Here is a 23990-nt window from a genome sequence, read left to right as displayed (position 1 = left end):
CGCATTCTGCGCACCCCGAAGCGCCCTAATACCGGTTGGCGATGGGCAGTTCTTCGGCGGGGAACAGGCTGATCACCTCGCAGCCGGTTTCGGTCACGACCACCTCTTCCTCGATCCGTGCGGCGGAATAGCCGTCGGTGGCGGGGCAATAGGTTTCCAGCGCAAAGACCATGCCGGTCTTGATCTCCATCGGGTGATCCATGCTGATCGCGCGGCTGATGATGGGCCGTTCATGGAGCGCAAGGCCAAGGCCGTGCCCGAATTGCAGCCCGAACGCCTGATCTTCATTTGCAAAGCCAAGGCTTTCGGCGGTGGGCCAGACGGCGGCGACCTTATCTGTCGTCACGCCCGGTTTGATCATCGCAATCGAGGCGTCGATCCATTCGCGCGCCTTGGTATAGGCATCGGTCTGCGACGGTGTCGCGCGGCCCACGTTGAACGTGCGGTAGTAACAGGTGCGATATCCCTGATAGCTTTGCAGGATGTCAAAGAACGCCTGATCGCCGGGCCGGATCAGCCGGTCGGTAAAGTTATGCGGATGCGGGTTGCAGCGTTCGCCGGAAATGGCGTTGATCGCCTCGACATCGTCGGACCCCATTTCATAGAGCATCTTGTTGGACAGCGCGACGATGTCGTTTTCGCGCACGCCGGGTTTCAGTTCTTCATAGATCATGTGATAGACGCCATCGACCATCGCGGCAGCCTGCGTCAAAAGCTGGATTTCATCCCAATTCTTGATCTCGCGCGCAGCGAGCATGATCTGCTGGCCATCGACGACATTGATGCCTTCTTCCTTCAGCGCATGGAACATCGCGGTTTCGGCGTAATCGACACCCACCGGCATATCGGCCATGCCCGCATCGCGGATCAGTCCGGCGATCTGCTTGGCGTATTTCTGCATCAGGCCGAATTCGGGCGGGATCGTGCCGCGCATGCCCACGACGCCGGCCAGACAATGGTCAGGCTCCAGCCAGTCGGCGTGGCGTTTGTGATGCATCGCCGCTGATCCGAAATCCCAGACATACGGGCTGTCGTCACCCGTCAGCAGGCAGAAGCGGCACATCTTGTCCCGTTCCCATTCGCCGATCTTGGTGGCGCTGACATAGCGGATATTGTTCACATCGAACAACAACAGCGTGCCCGCGTTGGATGCCTGCAACGCCTGCCGTGTGCGGGCGAGGCGATAGCGGCGCAGACGGTCGTGGTCGATGCGGCGTTCGAAATCCACCGTGGTATGGCCCCAGGCGGGAATGCGTTCGCGCCATTCCCAGTTGGGTTCAAGGTCTTGCGGCGTCAGCAGGTTGGGCATCAATGCGCGTGACATGGCTTACTCCTTCATGGTGCGGGACACGCACCATTTGATGATAAAAAATTGTATTAAATCAGGCTATTGGATACACCAACCGCCATCGATATGGATCATCTGGCCGGTCATGTAATCACTGTCGTCGCTGACTAGAAAAGACGCGGTGCCGGTGATGTCCTTGGGGTAGGAGACGCGTTTGATATGCAGCGCGTCGCGCACGATATCGTCATAGGCCTGACCTTCGTGGTCCTTGAACCCGATCTCGACCAGATCCTTGTCGAGCTGTTCCCAAAGCGGTGTGACAACGACACCCGGCGCATAGCCGTTGACGGTGATGTTGTGTTCGGCAAGGCCAATGGCCCCGCAATGGGTCAGCGCCAGACAGCCGTATTTGCTGGTGCAGTAGACCGTCACATCCACCAGCGGTTTGCGCGACGCGATGGAACCGACGTTGATCAGCTTGTAGGGATGGTCGGGCATCGGACCTTGGGCGATCATCTGGCGGGCGGTTTCCTGCATGCCCAGCCACATCGCCTTGGTGTTGACGTTCATGATCAGGTCCCAGTTGTCTTCGTCGATATCCATGAAGAAACGGGGCTTGTTCAGACCGGCATTGAAAACACCCACGTTGATCGACCCGAAAGCCGCGACGGTCGCCGCGACGGCGGCGGCATTGTCTTCGCGCTTGGTCACATCCATGCGGACCGCAATCGCCTTGCCGTTGCCTGCGGCGTTAATCTTGTCCGCGACGCCTTGGGCCGCGTCCAGATCCAGATCGCCAAGGCAAATGTTCGCGCCTTGCGCGGCAAAGTTTTCGGCATTGGCCGCACCCATGCCGCGTCCGGCCCCGGTGATCAGGATGTTCTTGCCGTTCAGGCGATTGGTGTCCATGGTTTCCTCCCTTGGGTGTTCTAATGTCGTAGGATGTCTTCGGCGCGGGCCTGCACCCGGTCGAGCGCGTCACGCGGGCTGATGATCCCGCGCAGCATGTCGTGAAGTTCGAACCCGCACAGGTTGATGATCTCGGAAATCTGCGGGATCGGGGGGCGCGGCCAGAATTGCAGCTCGTCGCGCCAGGACATCTGGTCGAGAAGGCCGAAAATCGGCGACAGGCGCCGTACTTCTGGGTCGGCCCCGACGGAATAGCGGGGTTCGGTCCGGCTGCCGTTCTGGGCGTAAAGTTTCTGCGCGCCGGGGGATGTGAAGGTGACCAGCGCTTCGACTGTGTCGTCGATCCGGTCATCGGGCAGGTTGGTCGGCACGCAAAGCACATAGCCGCCCACCGGCGCAATCGGTGCGCCCTGCGGCCCGTGGGGATGCGGCAGATAGCCGGTATTGCCATGCGCTGGGCTGTTCGGGTCAAGCTCGAAATAGGGGGCGAGCAGGGTATAGCCATAGGCCATCGCGACATGGCCTGCACCATACGGGCGCACCCGTTCGTACCACGACATCGACAGGATATCGGGCGGCGAATAATCCAACAGCTGCATCAGGTACTCCGCCGCTTGCAGCGCGCGGTCGGTGTTCAGCGTGGGGGTAAACCCGCCCTTGGCCAGCCTGTCGGTGTCGAAACCGCCCGCGATCCGCGGGATGTCGATGATCGGCTGGCCGAAGGCCGCGCAGGTCATCATGAACGTATGTCCCAGCGCGGTACCGCGTGCCGCGTTCCATGCCACGCCGTACCGTCCGCGCTGCGGATTGTGGAAATGGCGTGCGGCCTCGATGACACCGGCGGTCGTGGTCGGGGGTTCGATATTGTCGTTCGCGAACCAATCCTTGCGGTAGAACAAGAGTTCCGGCGTGGTCTGGCTGGGCACGCCATACGCGCGCCCGCCCCAATGCGCCGCGCGCCAGCCAGCGGTGTGGAAATCCGCAGGATCAAGCCGTGCGATATCCATCACCTCGTCCAACGGGCGGATCACGCCCTTTTCGACGAATTCACCGACCCAAGGCAGGTCGATGGCGATCAGGTCATACCGGCTTTTGGGGCGTTCGGCATTGCGCAACGCTTCTTCGCGCAGCCGGTCGATGGAAAAGGCGCGCTGGTGGATATTGGTGCCGACGATCTGTTCGAACTGGCGTTTCAGCCCTTCCATCACCATGAACGTCGGGTCGCCATGCACAAGGATGCGCAAGCCGCCCGACAGCTTGAGCGGTTGCGGCAATGCGCTCATCGGGGGGATCGCGGCGCGGCCGGGCTGGTAGGACCCGCCGAAATAGTAATCGGTAATGTCGGCAGATGGTTCGTTGACCTCGAACGAAGCCCGCACCAGCCGGTCGATCCGGTCGGCCAGCTGGCTGAACCCTTCCAGCAGGTCGCTGCTGGGGTGCAGGGAATAGCTTTTGCCGGTTTTCGTCCGCGCCCGGCGTTCGATCAGCCCGGCATCCTGAATCTCGGCCAGTTTGCGGGTCGCAGTCGCATAGGGCACACCGGCTGCCGACACCATGGACGAGGGCGATACGATCCGCCCCGCCGAATGGCTTTGAAGCAGATGCAAAATCATGTTCAGATGCGGATTGGCAGTATTGGGATCTATGGCGTTGTCGATCTCCACCGTCAGATTGGACAAAAACTGCGTCACACGGTCGAGATCAGCGCCCGCCATCACGCCGGTCAGCACCGCCGGCCCACCGGGGGCCGCCTGTCCAGACTGGATATTTCGTGCGACACTTTGTTGCATTGGACCTGAGTTTTGTGGGGCGAGAGATCGCCGGTGGGATGCCTTCATGGTATTCCTCATGCAAATTAGCCATAATGGTAGAGGGGAATATTGCCATAAAGCCCATAATGGATAAAATTAAATCCGTAATGAACAAAATTTTGGGGTCTTTTCATCCCGAAATCGCGCTTTTTGGCGAGGTCGATTACATGGGGCGGTGTCCCAGGGCTGGGAGGCTGCCGGTAATCGGAACACATTGATCCACGGGAGGATTTTAGAATGAAAATGACCATGACCGCAGCTCTTGCCTGCACCACAGCGATGTTCGGTGCGGCGGCTGCTGCCCAGACCACGACGATCGGCATCACGCAGAACAACGTCGGCGTCGACAGCTATCAGACCACTTATGAACGCGCCTTCATCGCCGCCGCCGAGGCGAACCCCGATGTCGATGTGATCGTGCTCGATGCCGGCGGCGACGTCGCCCGCCAACTGGCGCAGATGGAGGATCTGATCCAGCAGGAAGTCGATGTCATCATCATCTGGCCCACCAACGGCGAGGCCGTGATCCCCGCCGTGCGCCGTGCCCATAATGCCGGCATCCCGGTCGTCGTGACCAATTCCAACATTGCCGAACCGGGGTTCGATTTCATCCGGTCTTTCTCTGGCCCCGATAACGTCACCCAAGGGTCACGGTCGGCCGAGATCATGTGCGAACGTTTCACCGAACTCGGGATCGAAAACGAAGCCCGCGTGGTGCAGATTTCAGGCCAACCCGGCTACACCACAGCGATCGAACGCCAGCAGGGCTTTGACGAACGTCTGCCAGAAGTGTGCCCGAACGTGACCCTGGTCGAAACCCAGCCGGGCGACTGGAACCGCGAACGGTCGCAGCAGGTGATGGAAGCCTTCCTGATCAAGTACGACGACATCGACGGCGTCTATTCCGGCGATGACAACATGGGCATCGGCGCACTGAACGCGGCCCGCGCCGCAGGGCGCGAAGGTATCGTCTTTGTCGGCGCCACAAACTTTGCCGTCGGCTATGACGCGATGGCAGAAGGCGATTACTGGGGCTCGATCTATCAATCCCCGGTCGATGACGCCGAAGCCGCTTTGCAGACCGCCATCGACATCCTGAACGGCGAAGATGTGCCGTTCCTGAATTATTTCGACACTCCCAAGATCACTCAGGAAAACATGGACGAGTTCACCAAGCCCGTGTTCTGATCTCTCCCCCCCAGAGACAGCGTGGGGCAGGTTCGCCTGCCCTGCGCGTTTTTTGACCTACGTTGCAGACAACAGGGCTGGGGCGGTCGCCCGTCCTGACTTGACGACACGACCGACATGGGAGGGAACCATCATGACAATTATGACGAAACAGCATGTCGTCACATTTGTGGCCAAACAGGGCATTCTGATCGCCTTCGTGCTGTTCATGGTCGGCTTTGCGATCGCCAACCAGCGGTTTATCGCGATGGACAACATCCTTGGCGTCGTGCGGTCCTCGGCGATCATCGGGGTGATGGCCCTTGGCGTCACCTTTGTGGTGATCGGTGGCAATCTTGACCTGTCGGTCGGGTCCATGATGTCGTTTTCCACGATCGTCGTGCTTGACCTGCACGACAAGGTCGGCCCCGCGATGGCGATCCCGATCATGTTTGCGCTGACCTTGCTGCTTGGGGCCTTCATCGGGTTTCTGGTCGGCTATCTGAAGCTCAATTCGCTGATCGTGACATTGGGGATGCTGTCGGCGATTCATGGTCTCACGCTGACGTGGTCGGGCGGTCAGAATATGGACATCGCCGATAAGTCGGGCACGTGGTTTTCATTTTTCGGCCAGGACCGCCTCTTGGGAATTCCGGTCCCGATCCTTGTGTTTGGCTTGCTGGCAGTCGTGCTGAGCCTGCTTTTGTCCAAAACGGCCTTTGGACGGCAGGTCTATGCGGTGGGTGGCAACGGGCAGGCGGCGACGTTTTCGGGCATTCCGCGTGCGCGGATCGTCTTTCTGACCTATCTGGTATCTTCGTTTTGCGTGGCCACCGCAGGTCTGTTGCAGGCCAGCCGCAGCCTTGGCAGCCAGAACACCGTCGGGCAGGGGTTGGAGCTGACCGTGCTCGCGGCGGTCATTCTGGGGGGGGCGTCCCTGCTGGGGGGCTCTGGCACCGTGTTCAAGACAGTGATCGGCGTGCTGATCCTTGGATTCATCCAGAATGGATTGCTGTTGGTCGGTCTGGATTTTTACGTTCAATACATGGTCACATGGGCGATCATCATTCTGGCCGTCTGGCTGGATGTCGCGGCCAAGCGGGGCCGTCTGTGGTCCCCCATCGCGTAAGGAGTGGCCGATATGACAAGCCAAAACCGCCGAGACCTGATCAAGCAAAGTGGCATCTGGGTCTTTATCGTCGTCGAGCTCGCGTTTTTTTCCATCGTCGGCAACTATCTGTCGGTGTCCGATCAGGCCTTCATGGATTTCGACAACATGCTGTTGTTGCTCAAGCAATCGGCGCCGATCGGGATCATCGCACTGGGCATGACGATCATCATGATCAACGGCAATATCGACCTGAGCGTCGGGGCGACCTTCGCCTTGGCCGCCATCGTTTTGCTGGACAGTATGACCTGGCCTTTCATGCAGAACCTCGGCAATTGGGCGATCCCGCTGGCCTGGGGCTTTGCGCTGATGACGGGTGTCGTGCTCGGGGCGATCAACGGACTGATCGTGTGGAAAACCGGTGTCGATGCTTTCATCGTCACGTTGGGGTCGATGCTCGGCTTTCGCGGTTTGGTGTTCATGTACAACGGCGAACAACCGACCAGCCACCTGAATTGGACCCTTGTCGATTTCGCCGAGGCGCAGTTTCTGGGTCTGCACACGGCGACATGGTTCCTGCTGGGGACGGCGCTTGTGCTTTGGCTGGTCACGACGCGCACCAATCATGGGCGCAACGCCTATGCGGTCGGGAACAATCGCGATGCGGCGGTGAATGCGGGTATCCGTGTCGGGCCGCATATCATGTGGAATTTCATGCTGATCGGTTTTCTGGCCGCGTTGTCCGCCGTCGTTTTCTATTCCGAAAGCGGATCGGTGAACCCCAATGACGGGATGTTGTACGAGCTTTGGGCGATCACGGCCGTCGTGCTGGGCGGAACCAAGCTTGCGGGGGGCTATGGGTCGATCATCGGCACCCTTGGCGGGGTGATCGCGATCCAGTTGTTGCGCAAGGGGCTGGGCCATATCGGTGCCGATACGCAGACCGTCAACCTTGTGATCGGTCTGATCCTGATCGCCGTGCTTGTGATGGACCGCCAGTTGAACCGGCAAGGCAAAGAGGAGTTGAAGATATGACCGACCCCAAGCCTGTCCTGCGATTGCGGGATATCGTCAAGACCTTCCCCGGCGTACGCGCGCTGGACGGCGTATCTTTCGATGTGCGCGCAGGCGAGGTTCACGCTTTGATGGGTGAAAACGGCGCGGGCAAATCCACCTTGATGAAGGTGCTGGGCGGCGTCCTTGCGCCGAACGAGGGACAGATTTTCATCGGCGAGGACCCCGTCGTCATGACATCGCCCAAACAGGCCAAGGCGATGGGGGTGATGTTCATTCATCAGGAACTCAGCCTTGCGGATGAACTCAGCGTGGCGGAAAACATCTTTCTGGGGGAATTGCCGCTCAAGTCCTTTGGCCGGGTGGATTGGGACAAACTCTATGCCGATACCGACCGCATCCTTGAAACGCTGAACGTCGGTTTCGACGCGAAAACCCGTGTCGGGGATCTGTCGATCGCCAACCAGCAGATGGTCGAAATCGGCCGCGCCCTGACGGTGGACCCGCGTGCGGTGATTTTTGACGAACCGACCGCATCCCTGACCGATGCCGAAAAGGTCGTTTTGTTCAACGTGATCGCAGATTTGCAGGCGCGCGGCGTGGGGATCATCTACATCTCTCACCGGATGGAGGAGATTTTCAAGATCACCGACCGCATCAGCGTGCTGCGCGACGGGCAATACAGCGGCACATTGAACACGGCCGAAACGAACGAGGATGAAGTCACCCAGTTGATGATCGGTCGAAGCCTCGATCTGTCCCGCAACGCAAGCCACCATCAGATGGGCAACGTCGCGTTGGAAGTGCGCGGCCTCAGCTGTGGCCGCCTGTTCGAGGATGTCAGCTTTGACGTCCGGCAGGGCGAGGTGCTGGGCTTTTACGGCCTTGTCGGCGCGGGCCGGACCGAGATTGCCGAAACCATCTTTGGCCTGCGCACGCCGTCTGCGGGGCAGATCCTGCTGAACGGGCAGGAGGTGCAGATCACATCCCCCATCGACGCCATCAAGCTGGGCATTTCACTGGTGCCGGAGGATCGCAAGGATCAAGGGCTGGTGCTGGGCATGAATTGCAAAGACAACATGTCCCTGCCGCAGGTTGGCCGCCTGACCAAGGGGCCATTTGTCAGCCAGGGTGCCGAAATCGCGATTTTCGACAAATACCGCGATAAGCTCGACATTCGCACGCCAGGCTGGCGGCAGGCCGTGGGCAATCTGTCGGGGGGCAATCAGCAGAAAATCGTGATCGGCAAATGGCTGTCGATGCAACCCGAAGTGCTGATCGTGGATGAACCGACGCGCGGCATCGATGTCGGCTCGAAATCCGAGATTCACAATCTGATCCGGGATCTGGCCGCGCAAGGCTTTGCCGTGATCGTCATCAGTTCCGAAATGCCGGAGGTTTTGCATGTCTCCGACCGGATCGTCGCGATGTTCGCGGGACGGGTCATGCGCGAATTCACCTCCGAGGAAGTGACCGAAGACAACCTGATCCAGGCGATTTCCGGCATCAAGGAGCAGGGCCCCGCCGGACACGCCGCAGCGTCCCACGGTATCGGGCAGGACAAGGCATTGACCTAGCTGCGCTTTGTCTCGCTGGCGCGCGGTCAGGTGTGCGCGCCGACCATTGGTATCGGCGGCATCGACCGTGACTTAGCCCAGATGAACCGTCTGGCGCGGCTGCCGTCGATCGCTGTTGCGTTGCAACGCTGGCTGCGCGCCCACGGCCGCTGGGTGCCGTGCCCTTCGACGATCGCGGCGCAAGGCGTCACTCCAGCCAGAACTGTGCCTTGACCGGCAAATGGTCAGAGGCACGGCGCGCAAGCGATGTGTCATGCACCGCACCGTGCTGCAAACGCGCAGGGCCGCTGACCATCATCCGGTCCAATGGCGCCAGCGGGTAGCGGGCGGGATAACTGGGCAGCGCGACGGTGTCCCTGAAGTGCGTGGCAAGATGGCGGAACGCCGCGCTGCCGGGTGCGCGCCATTCATTCAGATCGCCCATCAGCAGCGCCGGGCGCTTGTCCATCGCGGCCAGCAGCGCCAACAGGTGCCGCGTCTGGGCTGCGCGGGATGCCGGCAACAGCCCGAGATGGGTGCCGATGATCCGCAGGGGCTGACCTTTGTGGTGCAGATCAGCGATCAGTGCGCCGCGTGGTTCCAACCCCGGCAGGTCGACGCGATGCACGGCGTCGACCTCGGCCTCGCGCAGCAAAAGCACATTGCCATGCCAGCCATGCGCCGGGCTGCCACCGGGCAGGGCGACGGCAACCAGCCCGTGTTCGCGGCCAAGCGCATCGAGGTCGAGCAGCCCCTTGCGCCCGAAAAACCGTGTGTCGGCCTCTTGCAGCGCCATGATGTCGGGCGCGATCTCTCCTATGACGGCGGCGGTCCGGTCAAGGTCACGGCGGCGGTCGCGCCCGATCCCCTTGTGGATGTTCCATGTCGCGACGGAAAGCCCGGTCATAGCAGCGGGCCGAAAATGGCAAAGGCGTTATTCCAGGCCTGTCTGCGCCAGCTCCATTGGGCAACATCGCGTGCGGTGATGCGGGTGCTTTCGGCCAGATAGGCCATCTGGCGCGCGCGCATTGCAGCCGTGGTCCCCGGATCAGCCAGAAGAAGATTGTTTTCAAAGTTCAGCGCAAAACTGCGGCAATCCATATTCGCTGACCCGATCAGGGTGATGTCACCGTCGACCGTGATCGACTTTGCATGCAACAGGCCGGGGTTGTATTCATAAATCCTGACGCCGGCCCCGATCAGATCGGCGTAATAGCTGCGGCTAGCGGCCGCGACGGCGAAATCGTCGTTCCGGGCAGGCAGGATCAGCGTGACCGCGACCCCCCGGTTCGCTGCGGCCCGCAGGGCCGATTGCAGCGACGCGACCGGCACGTAATAGGGCGTGGTCACGATCAGTTCACGGCGGGCTGCATAGATGACGCTGGCAAACATTTCGGGCACCGCCGAGGGCCTGTCGATCGGACCCTGGGCGATGACCTGGGCTGCAAAGCCATCGTCGGGCGGCAAAGCGGCCGTTGTCAACGCAGCGCTCAGATCGTCCTGCGGCCTCTCGGCCAGCCAATCGCCCGCAAAGACGACCTGGTTCTGGCGGGCCACCGGCCCAGTGATCCGCATCACCGCATCGACCCATGGCGCGAATTTTGCCTTTGGCAGAAACGCGGCATCGGCACAGTTCTGGCTGCCGACATAGGTGATGTGACTGTCGATGACCACGATCTTGCGGTGGTTGCGCAGGTCGATGCGCCCGATCACCGCGCGCAAAATCATGTTGCCGATGGGCAATCCGCGCGCCACGGTCACACCGGCGTCGCGCATCCGCGACCAGACCGGATGGCGGATGATCCTGCGCGATCCAAAGTCATCCGCCATGACCCGGCAGGTCACGCCCCGGCGCGCCGCCCGCATCAGCGCTTCGGCGACGCGGGTTCCGCTGTCGTCGGGCAGCCAGATGTAGAACAGCAGATGGACATGGTCGCGCGCCGCATCGATGTCCGCGATCAACGAGGCGATCGTGTCCTCGGCATCGGCGGTCAGTCTGGCGGTGTTTCCGCCGACCGGGGCAAAGCCGCTGATCGAATGGCCGACGCGGAAGAGTTCGGCATCGCGATCACGCCGGTCCGGCAGGGCATCGGGTATGGACCATCGGGGCATCGAGGCCCCAGAGGGCAGCCGGGATCTTGCCGCCAGATGCCGCGCGAGTCTGCGCCGCCCGATGCGCGTTTCGCCAAGAAAAACATAAGCTGATATTCCCAGAACGGGCACCGAAAGGATCACGACGATCCATGCAAGGCGCGATGCCGGTTCTCTGTCGGGGCGCAGCAGAACCCGGCCGATCAGGACGACCTGTATCAAAAGATGAAACGCAATCAACACGGCAGGCTATCTTCCTCCTTGCCCCGCGTGGAGCAGGTGAGGGCGTTGCAATGCAGCATAGCGCGCGGCAGGCCTGTCGAAAAGGCACGGAATCTGCGCAAGTCCTGACGGGGATGCCCCTGCATGCTTGCCCCCGGACCGGGGAAAGGACTGCGGCATCAGATCCTGGGATCAAGCATTTCATAAGGGTAAAGATAGCTGTCATAGTAATGGGCGCCGAAGGCTGCGTTGGTTGATGCGGTATTCATGCGCCGATAGATCGTACCGCCCATCGGTGCCAGCGCGTCATCCAGGATCGCGGTCCAGTCTTCCGAGATTTCCGCAACGAAGGCCGATTGCCCGTGCTTGAGCGTGAAAAACCCTTCCTCTGCCGCATGCGCGCGGCGGGTTTGCGTCACCGCATCCGCCGCCGCACCGACCGCCGCACCTGTCAAGGCACCCACGGTCACGCCGGCAGGCCTCGCGAACACGCCCAAAAGCGCGCCGATACCAACGCCGATTGCCGTGCGCATCCCGACATCGCTGTCCTGCTCTGACATATGGATGTGGCCCATATCGTCACGGTGCACGATTGCGGCGCCATGGACGGTCAAAGCGCCATCTTCGTCGAGTTGCCACAATTTGCGCAGACCGGCGCGGGCCTTGGCCTCAGACGAAAAGACGCCCGCGACATAGGTATTCATGAGACCACCTTTTTCGGCGCGATCGCCTGCGCCAGCTTGCTGCGAGCGGCGGCAACAGCGGCGCTGAGGGCTTGCGCGGCCTTGTGGGCGCTGTCAAGCATCGCCGCATTGGCACGTTCGACATCGTCTTTTGCATCGCATGTCTTGTTTTCCACCAGCTGGCCCGCTGCCTCCAGCTTTGCGACTGCCGTCTGGATGGCGGATTTCACCGTATCGGCCTGATCCTTGGCAAGGGTCGTCATCTTGGAACCCAGTGCCTTTGCGTCGGCCTGGGCGGATTTGACATCGGCCCAAGTGGCCTTTTCGGCTTTGGCCATATTGGCGCTGATCTTCTTGTGCAGGTTCTGCGCGTCGATCCGTGTCATCTCGAGGACGGTATGTGGTTTGGTCATGGGACACCTTTTCAGTTGGAGGATTGGCAATACATGCGCCCGATCGTGCCGGGTGATGTTGGTTCGGGTCAGTCCGCGCCGCCGCCGGCAATATTCTCAGAGGCGGGATCAAGGGCATCGCGGGCAAGCACAAGGATTTCCGGCACCGACCTGTGTGGCAGGTCGGCGGAGATCACGCGGGCGATGCGGTCATGCACGCTGCGGTGATGTTTTTCCAGATACGCCACCAAGTGGTCGCCTTCGTTGCTCTGGCCCTTGCCATGGCTGATGACCACGATGCGCGCATCCCCCTGCACATCCTGCGCGATGGCATCGAAAAAGCGATGATCGACGGGGTAGGTTTCCGCGCGGTCGGCATCATGCTGCATGGGGTCGATGGTATGATGTCGCTGGTGGGTGTGCCGTGCGGCGTGATGCGCATCATCGGGTGGCAGGTCGTAGATTCGCGCACTGGCATGATCGATGATGATCGCGATCGCCGGGACCCCAGCCGAAAACGAGGGCGCAGGCATCGACATTGGTGTCCAACCGGCACCGGACAGAAAATGGCGCAAGGCCATGACGTCATCGGCGTCCAGATCCTTGTCATGCGCCTGCGCGAAGGTCAGATGATCGGCGCCCAGCCGCAGCACCAGCCTGCCGTTATGTGCATGTTCAACCCCGCCTGCGGCGCTGAACAATGCGATCACGTCACGCCACGACAGGTTATGTGACAGCGGGTGTTGAAAGACGCGGTCAAGAACGCGCTGGTCCGCTACGGTCAGGTCCGGTTTCGCACTGGCAAAGCGGGCATCGTCAGGGGGCATCATCGGGCCTTTCGGACAGGCTGCCTGATCCGGGCAACCGGCGGGTTTCTAGCGACCAAGCCTAGACCCTGCTGATTTCGGGCGGCAGGGTCGGAAACTACTCAGGCGGCGCTGATCCGCTGGTCTTGGTAGTTTCCGTCCCTGTGCGCCATCGCCGATCTATGCAACACTGTCAGCCTTTCCGCCCCTTGCATGAAAGCCTGCCGCATGAGCATCGAAGAACCGAAATTCACCCTTGCATTGAAAGACGGCGATTTCGAGATCCGTGACTACGCCGCTTCGGTCGTGGCCGAGGTCACGGTGACAGGCGATCAGACCACAGCCAGCAGCACGGGGTTCCGGCTGCTGGCGGGCTATATCTTTGGCGGCAACGCGTCGCGCCAAAAAATCGCGATGACGGCACCCGTCACCAAGACCCCCAAAGGCGAAAAGATCGCGATGACCGCCCCTGTGACCGTGATTGCGGGGACAGGCGACTGGCTCGTGCGCTTTACCATGCCCGCCCGCTATGCGCTGGCCGATCTGCCGGTGCCGAATGACCCGGCGGTGACACTGCGGTCGGTCCCGGCTGCCCGCTTTGCGGTTCTGCGGTTTTCGGGATTCTCGGCCGAGACGAAAGTGGCCGCCGAAACCGGGCGGCTGCTTGAGATCGTCAGGGCGCGCGGGTTGCGCCCGGTCGGGCCTGTGTCCATCGCGCGCTACAACCCGCCATGGACACCATGGTTCCTGCGCCGCAACGAGGTGATGTTGCCGGTCGCGGCCGAGGCCTGACCGCTGCATGGCGGCGTGATGCGGCGCATGCCGTCGATCCCACATCGGCCGATGCCCGCGCTTGCGTAGTTTCCGACCCTGCCGGGCATCCGGTCAGCGCTGATAGGCTCGACAGGTGCCGGTGTTTCACAATCGTGAAAGACCGGCGCGATACCCTTCCGCTCATCCTACAGGAGACAGACATGTCCAATGATCAGCAACTCAAGAAATCCGTGCTCGACGAATTGAAATGGGAACCAAGCGTCGATGCCGCCCATATCGGCGTGACCACGAAAGACGGGGTCGTCACACTGATGGGCTCGGTCGAAAGCTATGCCGAAAAGCATGGCGCCGAAACAGCCGCATTGCGTGTCAAAGACGTCAAGGCTGTCGCCGAAGAGATCGAGGTCAAGCTGCCGTTCAGCGTCAAACATGGCGATGCCGAAATCGCCGAAGCCGCCGTGAACCGGCTGGCCTGGGACACGTCGGAGCCCAAGGATGCGGTAAAGGTCACGGTGGCAAATGGCTGGGTCACTTTGACAGGGCAGGTACACTGGCACTATCAGCATGATGCGGCCGCCAGCGCGGTGCGCACACTCTGGGGCGTCACGGGCGTGTCGAACCAGATCACGATCAAGCCGCGCGCCAGTGCCGGCGACATAAAGTCCGACATCATGGTCGCGCTCAACAGGTCATGGTTCACGCCTGAGCATATCGACGTCACCGCCCGTGACGGCAAGGTCACGCTGACCGGAACGGTGGAATATTGGGGTGAACGCGCGCTTGCGGGCACTACCGCATGGGCGGCGCCGGGCGTCGCCTCGGTCACGAACGATATCCGCGTGCATTGAACCCGGTGGCGCGCCAGGCAACCGGGGCGCCTGCCGTCCGATTTGCGCAAACCGGACCACAAGGCCAGATGATGACACGCCAGAAACCGACCATCGTGGACGACCTTTCAAAGGCCTTGCACAGAGACGTGGCTGTTTCGTCAGATCATACTTTTGAACGCAGGCGTGTCTTGTCCGGTCTGCAATCGATCCTGTGTGTGGTCGCTGTCGTGACGACAGCGGCCTGCACCCAACGCGGGACGTTGGGCGCGATCACGCCGTCCGCCCATACGGTCGCAGCAACAGATATCGCGATCCTGTTCGCAACCGACCGCAGCCGGATCAAAGGGACTGATCTCTTTGGCGCCGCCCGGTCGCCCGAGACGACCTTTGGCCGTCTCGATGTCGAAATCCCGCTAGAAAGGTCTTTGGGCACGATCACCTATCCCGACACCGCGGCGCCCGAACGCCCGGCATTTCACGTCTTGAACGGGGTACTTTTCGAGGATAACGCGGGTTCTCGCGATGCGTTGAACCAGCGCCTTGCCCATAACCCGGCGGGCCAGACGATCGTCGTCTTTGTTCATGGCTACAACACGAACTTTGCCGAAGCTGTCTATCTTCATGCCCAGATGACGGTTGACCTGGGGATGCCGCAAACCGCGGTCCTGTATGCCTGGCCGTCAGAGGGCACTGCGTCCGGCTACGTCTATGACATCAGCAGTGTCCTTTTTGCGCGGGACAGGTTCGAGCAGGTGCTGAACACCATCGCCGGATCGGATGCGACCGACATCATCGTGGTCGCCCATTCGATGGGCGCGCTGCTCGCGCTTGAAACGGTGCGGCAGGCAGCCCTGCGGCCCCGATCCCCCGTCCTTGGCAAATTGCGCGGGATGTTTCTGATCGCTCCAGATGTGGGGGTGGATCTTTTCAACGCTCAGCGGCAGGTGATCGACCCGCAGACCATCCCGATCTGCGTGATCGCCTCTGACAGCGACCGCGCCTTGGGTTTGTCGGCGTGGCTGCATGGAAACGAGCCGCGGTTGGGTCAACTGACCCGCCCCAACGCCGTTGCCAGGCTGACAGCCGCCGTGATTGACGTTTCGCAATTTTCCAACCCCGCCTCGGACAACCACCTGACGGTTGCGCAATCAACCGAACTGATCGGGCTGATCCGCGACCACCGCAGCGGCGAACTCGCGGCTTGTGCGACGCCGGGTGCCCAAGGAACGGTCGACCACGTCGCCTTGAAGTAATGGCCCTTGCAGCAAGACAGATTTGTCATGGCACGGCCGACGCGGCCCGGTTCTGACCCCGTCACGACCAGCCGCAAGCCAAGATCAGCCGATCCCGGCATCGGGCTGATGCAGATAAGCCCCCACCGCAAGCAATGCGTCAGGATAAGGGCGTTCGCCCCATCCGATGCCGATTCCCCAGGAGGCTGCCGACATGTCCGATCCTTTCGCCCGAAGTCCGACAGAGAACGCGGGTTTGATCGCAATTCATTTGACGGCTTCCCGCAAACACAGCGTCACAGTCTTTGGCCCGTCTGCCCCCGGCGACCGATCAGCACGGGCGGAACGCACGGTAAAACCGGAGCCAACGGTTGCGGCTCTGCTGGCGGTGAATGCGGTGCTGATGGCGCGCAACGCGGCGCTTCCGGCGGCGTTGGGGCGGGATGGCACACCTGCGGAAACACGCGAGGCGCGCTCTGACGATAGGATCGCCCCCGCACCGGTGCATGATGCTGCCATCCGGCATCCGGTCCTGCCGCGCGTGTCGGAGGTCATCCAGAAAAAAGCGGGGTCCGCATTGATCGCGTCTTTGACGACGCGTCAGGCACAGATTCTGCAAATGGTTCTGGCCGGGCAACCCAGCAAGAACATCGCCGCCGATCTGCAGATCAGCCAGCGGACCGTTGAAAACCATCGTGCCGCGATCATGCGGCGCACGGGGGCCACGTCCTTGCCGGCACTTGCGCGGATGGCCGTGGGTGCGCGGTGCGGCGCCGATTGTAAATCGCCTTTGCGACACCGCGCACAGACCCCTGCCTGCCATTGACGCCCGCGACAGGCGGTGCTGCGTTAGGGCTATTCTGCGGAATCTTTCCAGCCCGCGCGACGTCGCTGATTGACTTGCGCCGGCAGCAGACAGCTTTCGGCGGAACGGGCTGTGTCCTTTCAGTCGGCGCTGGCCCCACAAAGCTGCGTTTCCAACAGGGTGATGATCTGGGGCACGGTGCGGTTTGTGCTGGCGCCAACCGCAAACGCCTCGATCGCCGCATATGACTTTGGCCCCAAAACGCCATCAATTTCGCCGGGGTCCTGACCAGCCGATGTCAGCAAGCGCTGCAGGATCGCCACATCACTGGCCTCTTTGCTGGCAGCAGCGGGACATACTGACGGCCCCGCGATTGCAGCGGTTCTGGCGGTGTCAGATGTCCCGGTTGCGTCGACAGGCCCGGCCGTTTCGGCGGCAACCGGAGCCATTTGCGCCCCAAGAAGACATTGACCGATTGATCGTGCAACGATCTCTGCATCCCGGGGCGGGGCTCCTGCCGTCGCGAAGTCACAGCTTTGATCGGCGACAGAGCAGCGCAGTGTAATCCGCCAGTCCTGATCGGCGTCAGTCGGGCGCAACGTACCTTCTGCCGATGCGAAGATCGTATAGACGAAATCGTCGATCTGGCCTTGTTGCCAGAATGCGGGGAATTGTGCCGACGGCACGTCAGACACATGCGACACGACATTTGTCGCCCCCGGCAAGGGCAGATCAAACGTGCCAGACACGCAAGGGGCCGCGACTGCCCCTGTGGCGATCAAACCAAAGCTGACCGCGACGCAGAACCGCCACGCGATCATTGACCTGCACGGATCAGCGGGCCATGCGCGCGAAACGCCAGCGATGCAAGGACGACAGCATTCGTGTTGACGGTCACGGAACTGTTGGTCGTGCCATCGATCTCATAGATGCCTTCGGGCCAGCCGCGTTCCGGGTCCCCCAATGGTGCGATCGTCGCCATCAGTTCGCCTGTGTAGTCGGTCCCGAAAAGGGCATCCCATGCAAAGGCCACCTTGGTTGTGATGGTCCGGCGGCTGTCCAGTCTGTCACCTCCAAAGGTCATCACGGCCCAAGGCGCACCGCCGCCCCAGACAGAAGAATAGATGAAATAGGGCGCGACATCGATGTGGGACTCGCTGACCGCCGTGAGTATCCCGGAATTCCGATAGCGTGCTTCTTGTGCGTTGTAGATCGCGGTCGCAAACCGGGCTGATCGCGCATCGAACCCGAATTCCAGACCATCGAACAGGTAGGGTTCGCTGACCGTGAAGGCAGGGGTCACGTTGCGATGCAATCTGGTGTCGACGGGGATCGGCTGACCTTCGACGTCGCGGACCATCAGATGGCTTTCCGCATCATAGGCCTCGTAGACGTCGTACCCAAAGAGCATCATTGCCTTGGCCGCATATTGTTCATAGCCGACACGCCCCTCCTGGTCACGGCGCAAGGTCCCTTCGACCATGTTGCCCCCGATGAGTTCCCCGTTTTCGACCATGTCGGAAAGCGCCCACCTGTTGATCAGCCGGCTGGTTTGCGGCGCAAGCTCTGGATAATGGGCGTTGACATGGCCAAGTGCCGCGACCATGCGCGCGATGTCCAAGGCCGACCAGCCAAGGCCACGTTCGACCGGCGCGTTGGCGTAATTCACCAGGTCGCCCGTTCGGACGTTATAGGCTTTGTTGGGCAAGATCCCGTCAAACAAGCGCATGGTATTGAGCGTCTCCAACGCCAGTCCAATCCGCGCCACCGCTTCGTCGCGCCCGATGACGCCCAGCTTTTCGGCGGACATCGTGGCCACGAAATAAGATCCGGTTTCCCACATCGTGGTGGATGGGTAATTGTCCGTCGAATTCACAAGGCCCGTCGTCTGGTCGGTGTTGTTCTGGAAATAGCGCCACGCGATGCGCGCATATGCGATGTCATCGGCCGATGACGTGCCCGTTATCGCAAGAGCAAGTGGTTCGATGTCTCTGAATGGGGCCATCTGTCCACCTGTGTCCTGTGCTGCATCCGCGGTACGAGAGCGGCCGTCGATCGCGGTCACCAACGCGAGCCCACACATCAGCGCAATCAAAAAGATGATATGGCTGCGCGCTTTGATGATGTTGTCTTTCAAGTTCATTTCATTCGGTTCCTTCTTCCGCGCGTGGCAACCACAGCGCCGCGCCGATGATGCCAAGCATCGCCAGGCAATTGTTGAGTCCCCAGAGGATGTTCGATACGACGCCCGTTGCCGAATGCGGCGTGGTGCCCGCAATCAGCGCCCCGACCGCCCAGAGGCCTGCAAGCGATGTCAGGGCCACGACCGCAATCTGCGGTTTGACCAGACCAAGAAAGTTCCCCGATTGCCGCACCTTCGATGTGACCTTGAAGGAGATCTGTTTGCCTTTCAGCACCGAGACGATGGCGCGCAGACCCACGGGGAAGAACGACAGATAGCTGGCTTTCGCCGCATATCCCGAAACGCCCCATGTCCCCGCCATCATCGCCAGTTCCAACGTCACGAGAAACGGGATCAGGTGCCAAAAGAACTCGGCCGAGTAGGCCGTGACCGGCGAAATCCCCGTGAAAAGATAGACGACGGGGGCAATCAGAAAGATCACGTTCCAGATCGGTGCAAGGTATGAATAGAACGTCGCGGCGTAGATCATCCGCTGGGAAAACGTCAGCCCACGGCGGAACAGCGGATTGTCATGGATCAGGATATCAAGGCTGCCGCCTGCATATTTGTAGCGCTGCACAGTCCAGGTCAGCAGGTCCTGCGGAGAGAGCATCTTGCTTTCCACGGTCGGGTGCAGCCGTGATTTCCAGCCGCGTTCACGATCCGCATGCAGCGTGATCGACGTATAGATGTCCTCTGAGACGTGAAAGTGATAGGGCGTCAGAATTTCTGCGACAGCCGCCTCTGTGCGGATCGCTTGCATCAGCTCGGGGGCGATGTCGCGTTCCTTGCTTGAAACGGTGATGGCTTCTTCGGTGGCATGGGCGCGGGTCTCAACTTTGGCGCCGAAATGGCGCAACGCTGTTTCCATCACGGCTTCGCGGCGATGGATCGAGCCTGCACCGCAGCAAAAGGATGCATTTGCCCAGTTCCGGCGGCGTTGAATGATGTCGTAGAACATCTTGGGGTCGCTTACGAAAGGATCGGCACCAAGACGGACAGGACCGATGACCTTTTGTATCGCGTGGCCGCATGTTGCGCCCTTTTGACCAAAGCGTCGGCCCAGTGCCGCGTCAAGCGCCTCGCCTTCCGGCAAATCGTAGAACCATTGCGGGGTCTGGACCCAGGCCATTTTCGGGTCCTTGAAATGGCCCAACGTGTTCGCAAGTAATGTTGGAAAAGGTCGGGTGTCAGCGTCGCAGATGACCAGCAGATCACCGGACGTCTGTGCCATGGCATGCCGCAAATTGCCCGCCTTGAAGCCTTCGTTTGTGGTGCGCGCGATGTAGTTCACACCTTCGTCCAGCGCGACCTCACGCATCTTTGGACGGCGCCCATCGTCAAGCACATGAATGTGCATGTCGATCGGGTGGGGATAGGTCATGTTTTTGGCATCCCGAATGCCAAGACGCACCAGATCGGGATCCTCATTGTAGGTGGCGAACATGATATCGACGGACAGGGGGCGGTCGCCTTCGGGATGGTCGGGCGCAATATCACCAAGCTTTGCCGGAGGGTCGAGGATTTCGATCGGATCGTCTTTCCAAAGATTGAAGACGAACAGGATCATCCCGACGTAGGCCAGGCTTTCTGCGGTTGCGAGAGGGACAGCAAACCACATCGCCGCGGTATTGAGAGAGGCCGTCCACCGCCAGCAGATGTACCAGGCACCGACGATCAGCGCGACAATCGCAAGAAACTGCCACAACAATTCGCGTGGTGCCGAATACGGCAGCGGCGGCTCTGGTTTGCGATCTTCATATCTGAGGAAATAATCGTCCATCTAGACGGCTTTCGCTAGGGTGCGGGATTGCAGCATTTCCCAAGGGTTTGGTCCCAGACCGACGGTCCATGCCAAGGGAAGGACCTTTGAAAGGCCAATCGCGATGGCGAATGACATCGGCAGTGCCACGGCAAACCGCAAAGCGACGATCATCCAGGGGTCCATCAACGGCGAAAGCCCAGTGGTGAAAATCGCGATGTCATACAGGTCGATCACAAGCGGATGAACCAGATAAACGCCGAATGTATAGCGGGCCAGTTTGCTCCAGCGTTCAGACCAATGCAGGTATTGCCCGCCGATGAAGATGAAGAAGACAAAGATGGGCATCAGGAAATGACCGTAAAAATCCCAGCCAGCGCGCACGCCCCATGCTCCGGTCTCGAAAGCGACATGGAAAAACGGGAAGGTCGCGACATAGGCAAGACCGGCAAAGTAAAAACCGACCCGCCGGATCAGGCGTGATTCCCCGCGTGGGATGCCATCGTTCCAAAGCCCATAGATGGCAAAAGCCGCCATCCCATATCCGACGTAGCCGAATATCTTGATGGCGCGCAGCATATAGTCGCGCAGCATCGGGTCGATGTCCAAGCCCCAAAGGAACGCCTGCGCATTGTTCATCACGCCGATGGTGATCACGACAGTCAGTCCCAGCACAGGATAGCGGGTGGCCGCGCGCATGACGGGGTAGAACAGGAACAGTGCAAAGAGCGTTGGCAGGAAATGCATGTGGTATTGGGATTTGCCCAGGATCAGATAGCCCAACCAGTTCCTTGTCTGGCCAAGCTGGTCCCAGATGTAGGGTGCATAGTTGAATGCATCGGCCTTGAGCAGCCGGAAGAACGCATAGAATACGGCCCAGAACAGAAACGGCACAAGCAGCCTTTGGGCCTGCGTGGAAATTGCGCTGCCATAGCGCGGCGTCGCCTTGTCCACGCGCATCGCCATCAGGAACAACGAAAACATGAAGAACATCTCAGAGCCCGAAAACTCGCCGATCGACCGCAGGAAGACCGGGATCACCCGCTCCCCCGGCGTCGCCTGCGCAAAGGCCTGACCGCTGAAATCGGTTGAGCTGTGAATAAGCACGACCCCGAAAGCTGCGAATACACGGTTGGCATCGAACCAGACCAGACGTGGTTTTGACGCGATGCTCATTGGCTTGCCTCTGGTGCGGGGCAGCTTTGTGCAACCACCTCACGTGCCTGCAGCGGTGCAAGCCGGTGTTCTTGCGTGCTGCACGCGGTGGCGGCAACGTCGCCTCCGGCGATGACCGGACGGCAATAGAGGAATTCTTCAACCGGAATGACGGGTCTGACAGCGGTGCGGCTTGCGCAGGCACAGCAGGTGATTTCCTCTATGGCGGGGTTGGGGTGGCATTTGTTCGCCCGGATATCTGTCCCCGCGAAAGCTGTGTCCCAGACTTGTGTGTTCTGGTTCACATGCTGAAGGATGGGTCCCTGCACCTTGTAAAGAAGCGCCGCCAAAATGACCCCGTTGTTGTTGGCGGTCTGCAAGGGAATGAACCCGTTGCCGTTTTCATAAAGCCCTTCGTAGAACCCGCGATCCGGCACCGACAGGTCGGCGACAGTCTCGAACAGCAAATCGGTATAGGGTGTGTCCCAAAGCGCCCACAAACCAATCGCAGCCTTTGCGGAAACGGCGGCGCGGTCGGGTTGATATTCGCCCGTCGGATCAAGGGTGTTCCATGGGTAGCCATCGGCAAAAATGCTGTCGTAGACGAAATAGGGGCTTCCTTCGACCTGATGCTCCGAGCGGGCGGTGATGATGCCCGTCCGTTCAAACCGACGCTCTTGGACAAGATAGATCCGGTTGGCGAACTCGGCCCGCCAGCCGTTGCTGGCGACCATATTGTCGTTCGCGTGATCGGTAGGCAGGTCCCACCCAAGTTCCAGCCCATCAAGTATATAGCCTTCGGTCAGAACATAGTTCTGGCTTTTGAAGACACGTGGGTCGCGCCCATCATAGGGGACGCGGATGTCGTAGATATAGGCATATTCCAAAGGTTCGGGCGACATGGCGCGATCGACGTCAAAACCCCAAAGCGCAAAGCCCTTTGCCGCATATTCCTCATATCCCAGACGCCCTTCCTGCACATAGCGCGTTGCGCCGTCGGCTTGGGTGAACGACCCGAACATGCGACCATCGTCGTTGATCAGGTTGCAGAAGTTCCAACGCATCGGGACGTTGTCGACGCTGTTGGCAAGGTGAGGGTGGCGTTCTTTGAGGATGCGCAACCAGACAAGAAGGCGGCCGATGTCATTCGCTGACATGCCGATCTCGCCAGGCTGGTTTGCATAATTGACCATTTCCGCGGTGGCGGCGTGGTAAACCTTGTTCGGGGCTTCGCCGCGATACAAAGGCAGGTTGCGCAGCGTGCGCAGGATCCGTGTTGCACGATCGTCCAGTTCCCGTTTGTCGATCACACATAATTCGAATGCCGCGACCAGCGCACTGATGTAGGATGCCGTGTCCCACAAGGTCGTCGACGGAAAGTTCCCGACCGCATTCACCAATCCCGTTTCGGGCTGATAGAACGTCTCGAAGTAGGACCAGGCGGTCTTGGCCATTTCAAATTCACGCGCGGTCAATGCACCGCTGCGGCCGAAATGCGCACCAGTTGGGCTGCGTGCACCGGGGACACAGGCCTCTGCGTCCGGCTCTGACGCGAGGATGGTCAAAGCCTCGCCCGGCGCTGTGGTCATGCGATCATTGGCTAATCCATCAACGGCAACACCGTTGATCGAAATCGCGCGGGTGGTGGTCGTGTTGTCCTGCGTCACCGCAGGGGTGGCCCATGACAGGCCAGATCCCGCCAAGGCGATTGCGAGCAACCAACTGGAAATCGTATCTTTTTTCACAAATCTTCTCCTGATTGCGGTGCAATCGGCTTGTTGGGGTTCGGTCGGTTCCTTGCGCGCCTTGAAGAAAGTCAAAACAAGACGGTTGCGCCCATGGACAGGGCCGTAGGCGACGGTATCTGCGCAGGCGAGGATCAGCCCAAGCCCGCGTCCGCCTTCGGCCAAGGGGTCGATTGTCACCGGGTCGGACGCATGGTCGCGCGGATCGAATGGATCTGCCCCATCGGGGTCGAAGATTTCGATGACGACAGCATCGTGGCCTTTGGTCACGACAAGGTCGAAAAGGGCCTCGGCAGTTTGCGGCTTTGCATGTCTCACGATGTTTGCCAGCACTTCTGCGATTGCGATTTCACAGCGCAATACCGTCGCTTGATCGAGCGCCACACAGACGGCCGCCTTGATCGACATGACCATCGGGTCAATATCAGCCAAGGTTTTCTGCATCTGATGGCGGCTTT

Annotated in this window: 21 protein-coding genes; 8 read left to right on the top strand and 13 right to left on the bottom strand. The window is 60.5% G+C overall.

The genetic code is table 11. The features are described 5' to 3' along the window. Window positions 1-25 precede the first annotated feature (25 nt). From H147_RS0108665 to H147_RS0108655, 3 genes are all read right to left on the bottom strand, one after another. Window positions 26-1324: a M24 family metallopeptidase gene (locus H147_RS0108665; RefSeq protein WP_019954964.1), complete on the bottom strand. Its 1299-nt coding sequence runs from the start codon at window positions 1322-1324 to the stop codon at window positions 26-28. 63 nt (window positions 1325-1387) lie between these two features. Then, window positions 1388-2197: an SDR family NAD(P)-dependent oxidoreductase gene (locus H147_RS0108660; protein ID WP_019954963.1), complete on the bottom strand. Its 810-nt coding sequence runs from the start codon at window positions 2195-2197 to the stop codon at window positions 1388-1390. 20 nt (window positions 2198-2217) lie between these two features. Beyond that, on the bottom strand, window positions 2218-3987 hold the full coding sequence (locus H147_RS0108655; protein WP_019954962.1) for an extracellular solute-binding protein: 1770 nt from the start codon (window positions 3985-3987) through the stop codon (window positions 2218-2220). A 258-nt stretch (window positions 3988-4245) separates the two neighbouring features. Here H147_RS0108655 and H147_RS0108645 point away from each other — a divergent pair, with 258 nt between their 5' ends. From H147_RS0108645 to H147_RS0108630, 4 genes are all read left to right on the top strand, one after another. Beyond that, complete coding sequence (locus H147_RS0108645) at window positions 4246-5196, top strand: sugar ABC transporter substrate-binding protein (RefSeq protein ID WP_019954960.1); 951 nt, start codon at window positions 4246-4248, stop codon at window positions 5194-5196. A 133-nt stretch (window positions 5197-5329) separates the two neighbouring features. After that, entirely contained in the window at window positions 5330-6304 is a 975-nt protein-coding gene (locus H147_RS0108640; RefSeq protein ID WP_026352382.1) for an ABC transporter permease, read from the top strand. A 12-nt stretch (window positions 6305-6316) separates the two neighbouring features. Next, on the top strand, window positions 6317-7318 hold the full coding sequence (locus H147_RS0108635; protein ID WP_019954958.1) for an ABC transporter permease: 1002 nt from the start codon (window positions 6317-6319) through the stop codon (window positions 7316-7318). Further along, window positions 7315-8874, top strand: a complete 1560-nt coding sequence (locus H147_RS0108630; protein ID WP_019954957.1) for a sugar ABC transporter ATP-binding protein — start codon at window positions 7315-7317, stop codon at window positions 8872-8874. The genes H147_RS0108635 and H147_RS0108630 overlap by 4 nt, the downstream gene beginning before the upstream one ends. A gap of 187 nt (window positions 8875-9061) precedes the next feature. On the opposite strand, the gene H147_RS0108625 is transcribed toward H147_RS0108630, so the two are convergent. From H147_RS0108625 to H147_RS19505, 5 genes are all read right to left on the bottom strand, one after another. Then, window positions 9062-9760 carry an endonuclease/exonuclease/phosphatase family protein gene (locus H147_RS0108625; protein WP_019954956.1) on the bottom strand — a complete coding sequence of 233 codons (699 nt, stop codon included), beginning with the start codon at window positions 9758-9760 and terminating at the stop codon, window positions 9062-9064. Continuing rightward, the gene (gene cls / locus H147_RS0108620; RefSeq protein WP_019954955.1) at window positions 9757-11187 is read right to left on the bottom strand and encodes a cardiolipin synthase; all 1431 of its coding nucleotides are present in this window, start codon (window positions 11185-11187) and stop codon (window positions 9757-9759) included. The genes H147_RS0108625 and cls overlap by 4 nt, the downstream gene beginning before the upstream one ends. 158 nt (window positions 11188-11345) lie before the next feature. Continuing rightward, the gene (locus tag H147_RS20315) at window positions 11346-11870 is read right to left on the bottom strand and encodes a DUF1269 domain-containing protein (RefSeq protein ID WP_019954954.1); all 525 of its coding nucleotides are present in this window, start codon (window positions 11868-11870) and stop codon (window positions 11346-11348) included. Beyond that, a complete protein-coding gene (locus H147_RS0108610) occupies window positions 11867-12262 on the bottom strand; it encodes a hypothetical protein (RefSeq protein ID WP_019954953.1) in 396 nt (131 codons plus the stop codon). The genes H147_RS20315 and H147_RS0108610 overlap by 4 nt, the downstream gene beginning before the upstream one ends. Before the next feature lie 68 nt (window positions 12263-12330). Then, window positions 12331-13071: a hypothetical protein gene (locus tag H147_RS19505; protein WP_019954952.1), complete on the bottom strand. Its 741-nt coding sequence runs from the start codon at window positions 13069-13071 to the stop codon at window positions 12331-12333. A 204-nt stretch (window positions 13072-13275) separates the two neighbouring features. On the opposite strand from H147_RS19505, the gene H147_RS0108595 reads away from it, so the two are divergent. The 4 genes from H147_RS0108595 (at window position 13276) to H147_RS0108575 (ending at window position 16709) form a co-directional block, all read left to right on the top strand. Continuing rightward, complete coding sequence (locus H147_RS0108595; protein ID WP_019954950.1) at window positions 13276-13839, top strand: SOUL family heme-binding protein; 564 nt, start codon at window positions 13276-13278, stop codon at window positions 13837-13839. Window positions 13840-14021: 182 nt separating this feature from the next. After that, window positions 14022-14669 (top strand): BON domain-containing protein, encoded by a 648-nt coding sequence (locus tag H147_RS0108590; RefSeq protein ID WP_019954949.1) that lies wholly within the window; start codon window positions 14022-14024, stop codon window positions 14667-14669. Window positions 14670-14740: 71 nt separating this feature from the next. Beyond that, window positions 14741-15904: an alpha/beta hydrolase gene (locus H147_RS20310; RefSeq protein ID WP_211216532.1), complete on the top strand. Its 1164-nt coding sequence runs from the start codon at window positions 14741-14743 to the stop codon at window positions 15902-15904. A 250-nt stretch (window positions 15905-16154) separates the two neighbouring features. Then, entirely contained in the window at window positions 16155-16709 is a 555-nt protein-coding gene (locus H147_RS0108575) for a LuxR C-terminal-related transcriptional regulator (RefSeq protein ID WP_211216531.1), read from the top strand. A gap of 119 nt (window positions 16710-16828) precedes the next feature. Here the strand turns inward: H147_RS0108575 and H147_RS0108570 are convergent, their stop codons facing one another. Genes H147_RS0108570 through H147_RS0108550 form a run of 5 tightly spaced genes read right to left on the bottom strand, consistent with a single transcriptional unit; the run spans window position 16829 to window position 23964 of the window. After that, window positions 16829-17509: a peptidoglycan-binding domain-containing protein gene (locus tag H147_RS0108570; RefSeq protein ID WP_019954945.1), complete on the bottom strand. Its 681-nt coding sequence runs from the start codon at window positions 17507-17509 to the stop codon at window positions 16829-16831. Beyond that, the gene (locus tag H147_RS0108565; protein ID WP_019954944.1) at window positions 17506-18831 is read right to left on the bottom strand and encodes a DUF3131 domain-containing protein; all 1326 of its coding nucleotides are present in this window, start codon (window positions 18829-18831) and stop codon (window positions 17506-17508) included. Before H147_RS0108565 ends, H147_RS0108570 begins: the two co-directional genes overlap by 4 nt. 1 nt (window position 18832) lies before the next feature. Beyond that, complete coding sequence (locus H147_RS0108560) at window positions 18833-20653, bottom strand: glycosyltransferase (RefSeq protein WP_019954943.1); 1821 nt, start codon at window positions 20651-20653, stop codon at window positions 18833-18835. After that, window positions 20654-21808 (bottom strand): acyltransferase, encoded by a 1155-nt coding sequence (locus H147_RS0108555; RefSeq protein WP_019954942.1) that lies wholly within the window; start codon window positions 21806-21808, stop codon window positions 20654-20656. Next, window positions 21805-23964 (bottom strand): DUF3131 domain-containing protein, encoded by a 2160-nt coding sequence (locus H147_RS0108550; RefSeq protein WP_162561649.1) that lies wholly within the window; start codon window positions 23962-23964, stop codon window positions 21805-21807. Before H147_RS0108550 ends, H147_RS0108555 begins: the two co-directional genes overlap by 4 nt. Window positions 23965-23990: the final 26 nt, after the last annotated feature.

The sequence above is a fragment of the Yoonia vestfoldensis DSM 16212 genome (genome assembly GCF_000382265.1).
GTDB lineage: Bacteria > Pseudomonadota > Alphaproteobacteria > Rhodobacterales > Rhodobacteraceae > Yoonia > Yoonia vestfoldensis.
The sequence above is the reverse complement of the archived record's forward strand: the minus strand, read 5'-3'. Positions and strand labels throughout refer to the sequence as shown.

Excerpts from the sequence above, each read along its gene's own strand:
- H147_RS0108665 (WP_019954964.1), bottom strand. The coding sequence starts at position 1,324 with ATGTCACGCGCATTGATGCCCAACCTGCTGACGCCGCAAGACCTTGAA.
- H147_RS0108660 (WP_019954963.1), bottom strand. The coding sequence starts at position 2,197 with ATGGACACCAATCGCCTGAACGGCAAGAACATCCTGATCACCGGGGCC.
- H147_RS0108655 (WP_019954962.1), bottom strand. The coding sequence starts at position 3,987 with ATGCAACAAAGTGTCGCACGAAATATCCAGTCTGGACAGGCGGCCCCC.
- H147_RS0108645 (WP_019954960.1), top strand. The coding sequence starts at position 4,246 with ATGAAAATGACCATGACCGCAGCTCTTGCCTGCACCACAGCGATGTTC.
- H147_RS0108640 (WP_026352382.1), top strand. The coding sequence starts at position 5,330 with ATGACAATTATGACGAAACAGCATGTCGTCACATTTGTGGCCAAACAG.
- H147_RS0108635 (WP_019954958.1), top strand. The coding sequence starts at position 6,317 with ATGACAAGCCAAAACCGCCGAGACCTGATCAAGCAAAGTGGCATCTGG.
- H147_RS0108630 (WP_019954957.1), top strand. The coding sequence starts at position 7,315 with ATGACCGACCCCAAGCCTGTCCTGCGATTGCGGGATATCGTCAAGACC.
- H147_RS0108625 (WP_019954956.1), bottom strand. The coding sequence starts at position 9,760 with ATGACCGGGCTTTCCGTCGCGACATGGAACATCCACAAGGGGATCGGG.
- H147_RS20315 (WP_019954954.1), bottom strand. The coding sequence starts at position 11,870 with ATGAATACCTATGTCGCGGGCGTCTTTTCGTCTGAGGCCAAGGCCCGC.
- H147_RS0108610 (WP_019954953.1), bottom strand. The coding sequence starts at position 12,262 with ATGACCAAACCACATACCGTCCTCGAGATGACACGGATCGACGCGCAG.
- H147_RS19505 (WP_019954952.1), bottom strand. The coding sequence starts at position 13,071 with ATGATGCCCCCTGACGATGCCCGCTTTGCCAGTGCGAAACCGGACCTG.
- H147_RS0108595 (WP_019954950.1), top strand. The coding sequence starts at position 13,276 with ATGAGCATCGAAGAACCGAAATTCACCCTTGCATTGAAAGACGGCGAT.
- H147_RS0108590 (WP_019954949.1), top strand. The coding sequence starts at position 14,022 with ATGTCCAATGATCAGCAACTCAAGAAATCCGTGCTCGACGAATTGAAA.
- H147_RS20310 (WP_211216532.1), top strand. The coding sequence starts at position 14,741 with ATGACACGCCAGAAACCGACCATCGTGGACGACCTTTCAAAGGCCTTG.
- H147_RS0108570 (WP_019954945.1), bottom strand. The coding sequence starts at position 17,509 with ATGATCGCGTGGCGGTTCTGCGTCGCGGTCAGCTTTGGTTTGATCGCC.
- H147_RS0108565 (WP_019954944.1), bottom strand. The coding sequence starts at position 18,831 with ATGAACTTGAAAGACAACATCATCAAAGCGCGCAGCCATATCATCTTT.
- H147_RS0108560 (WP_019954943.1), bottom strand. The coding sequence starts at position 20,653 with ATGGACGATTATTTCCTCAGATATGAAGATCGCAAACCAGAGCCGCCG.
- H147_RS0108555 (WP_019954942.1), bottom strand. The coding sequence starts at position 21,808 with ATGAGCATCGCGTCAAAACCACGTCTGGTCTGGTTCGATGCCAACCGT.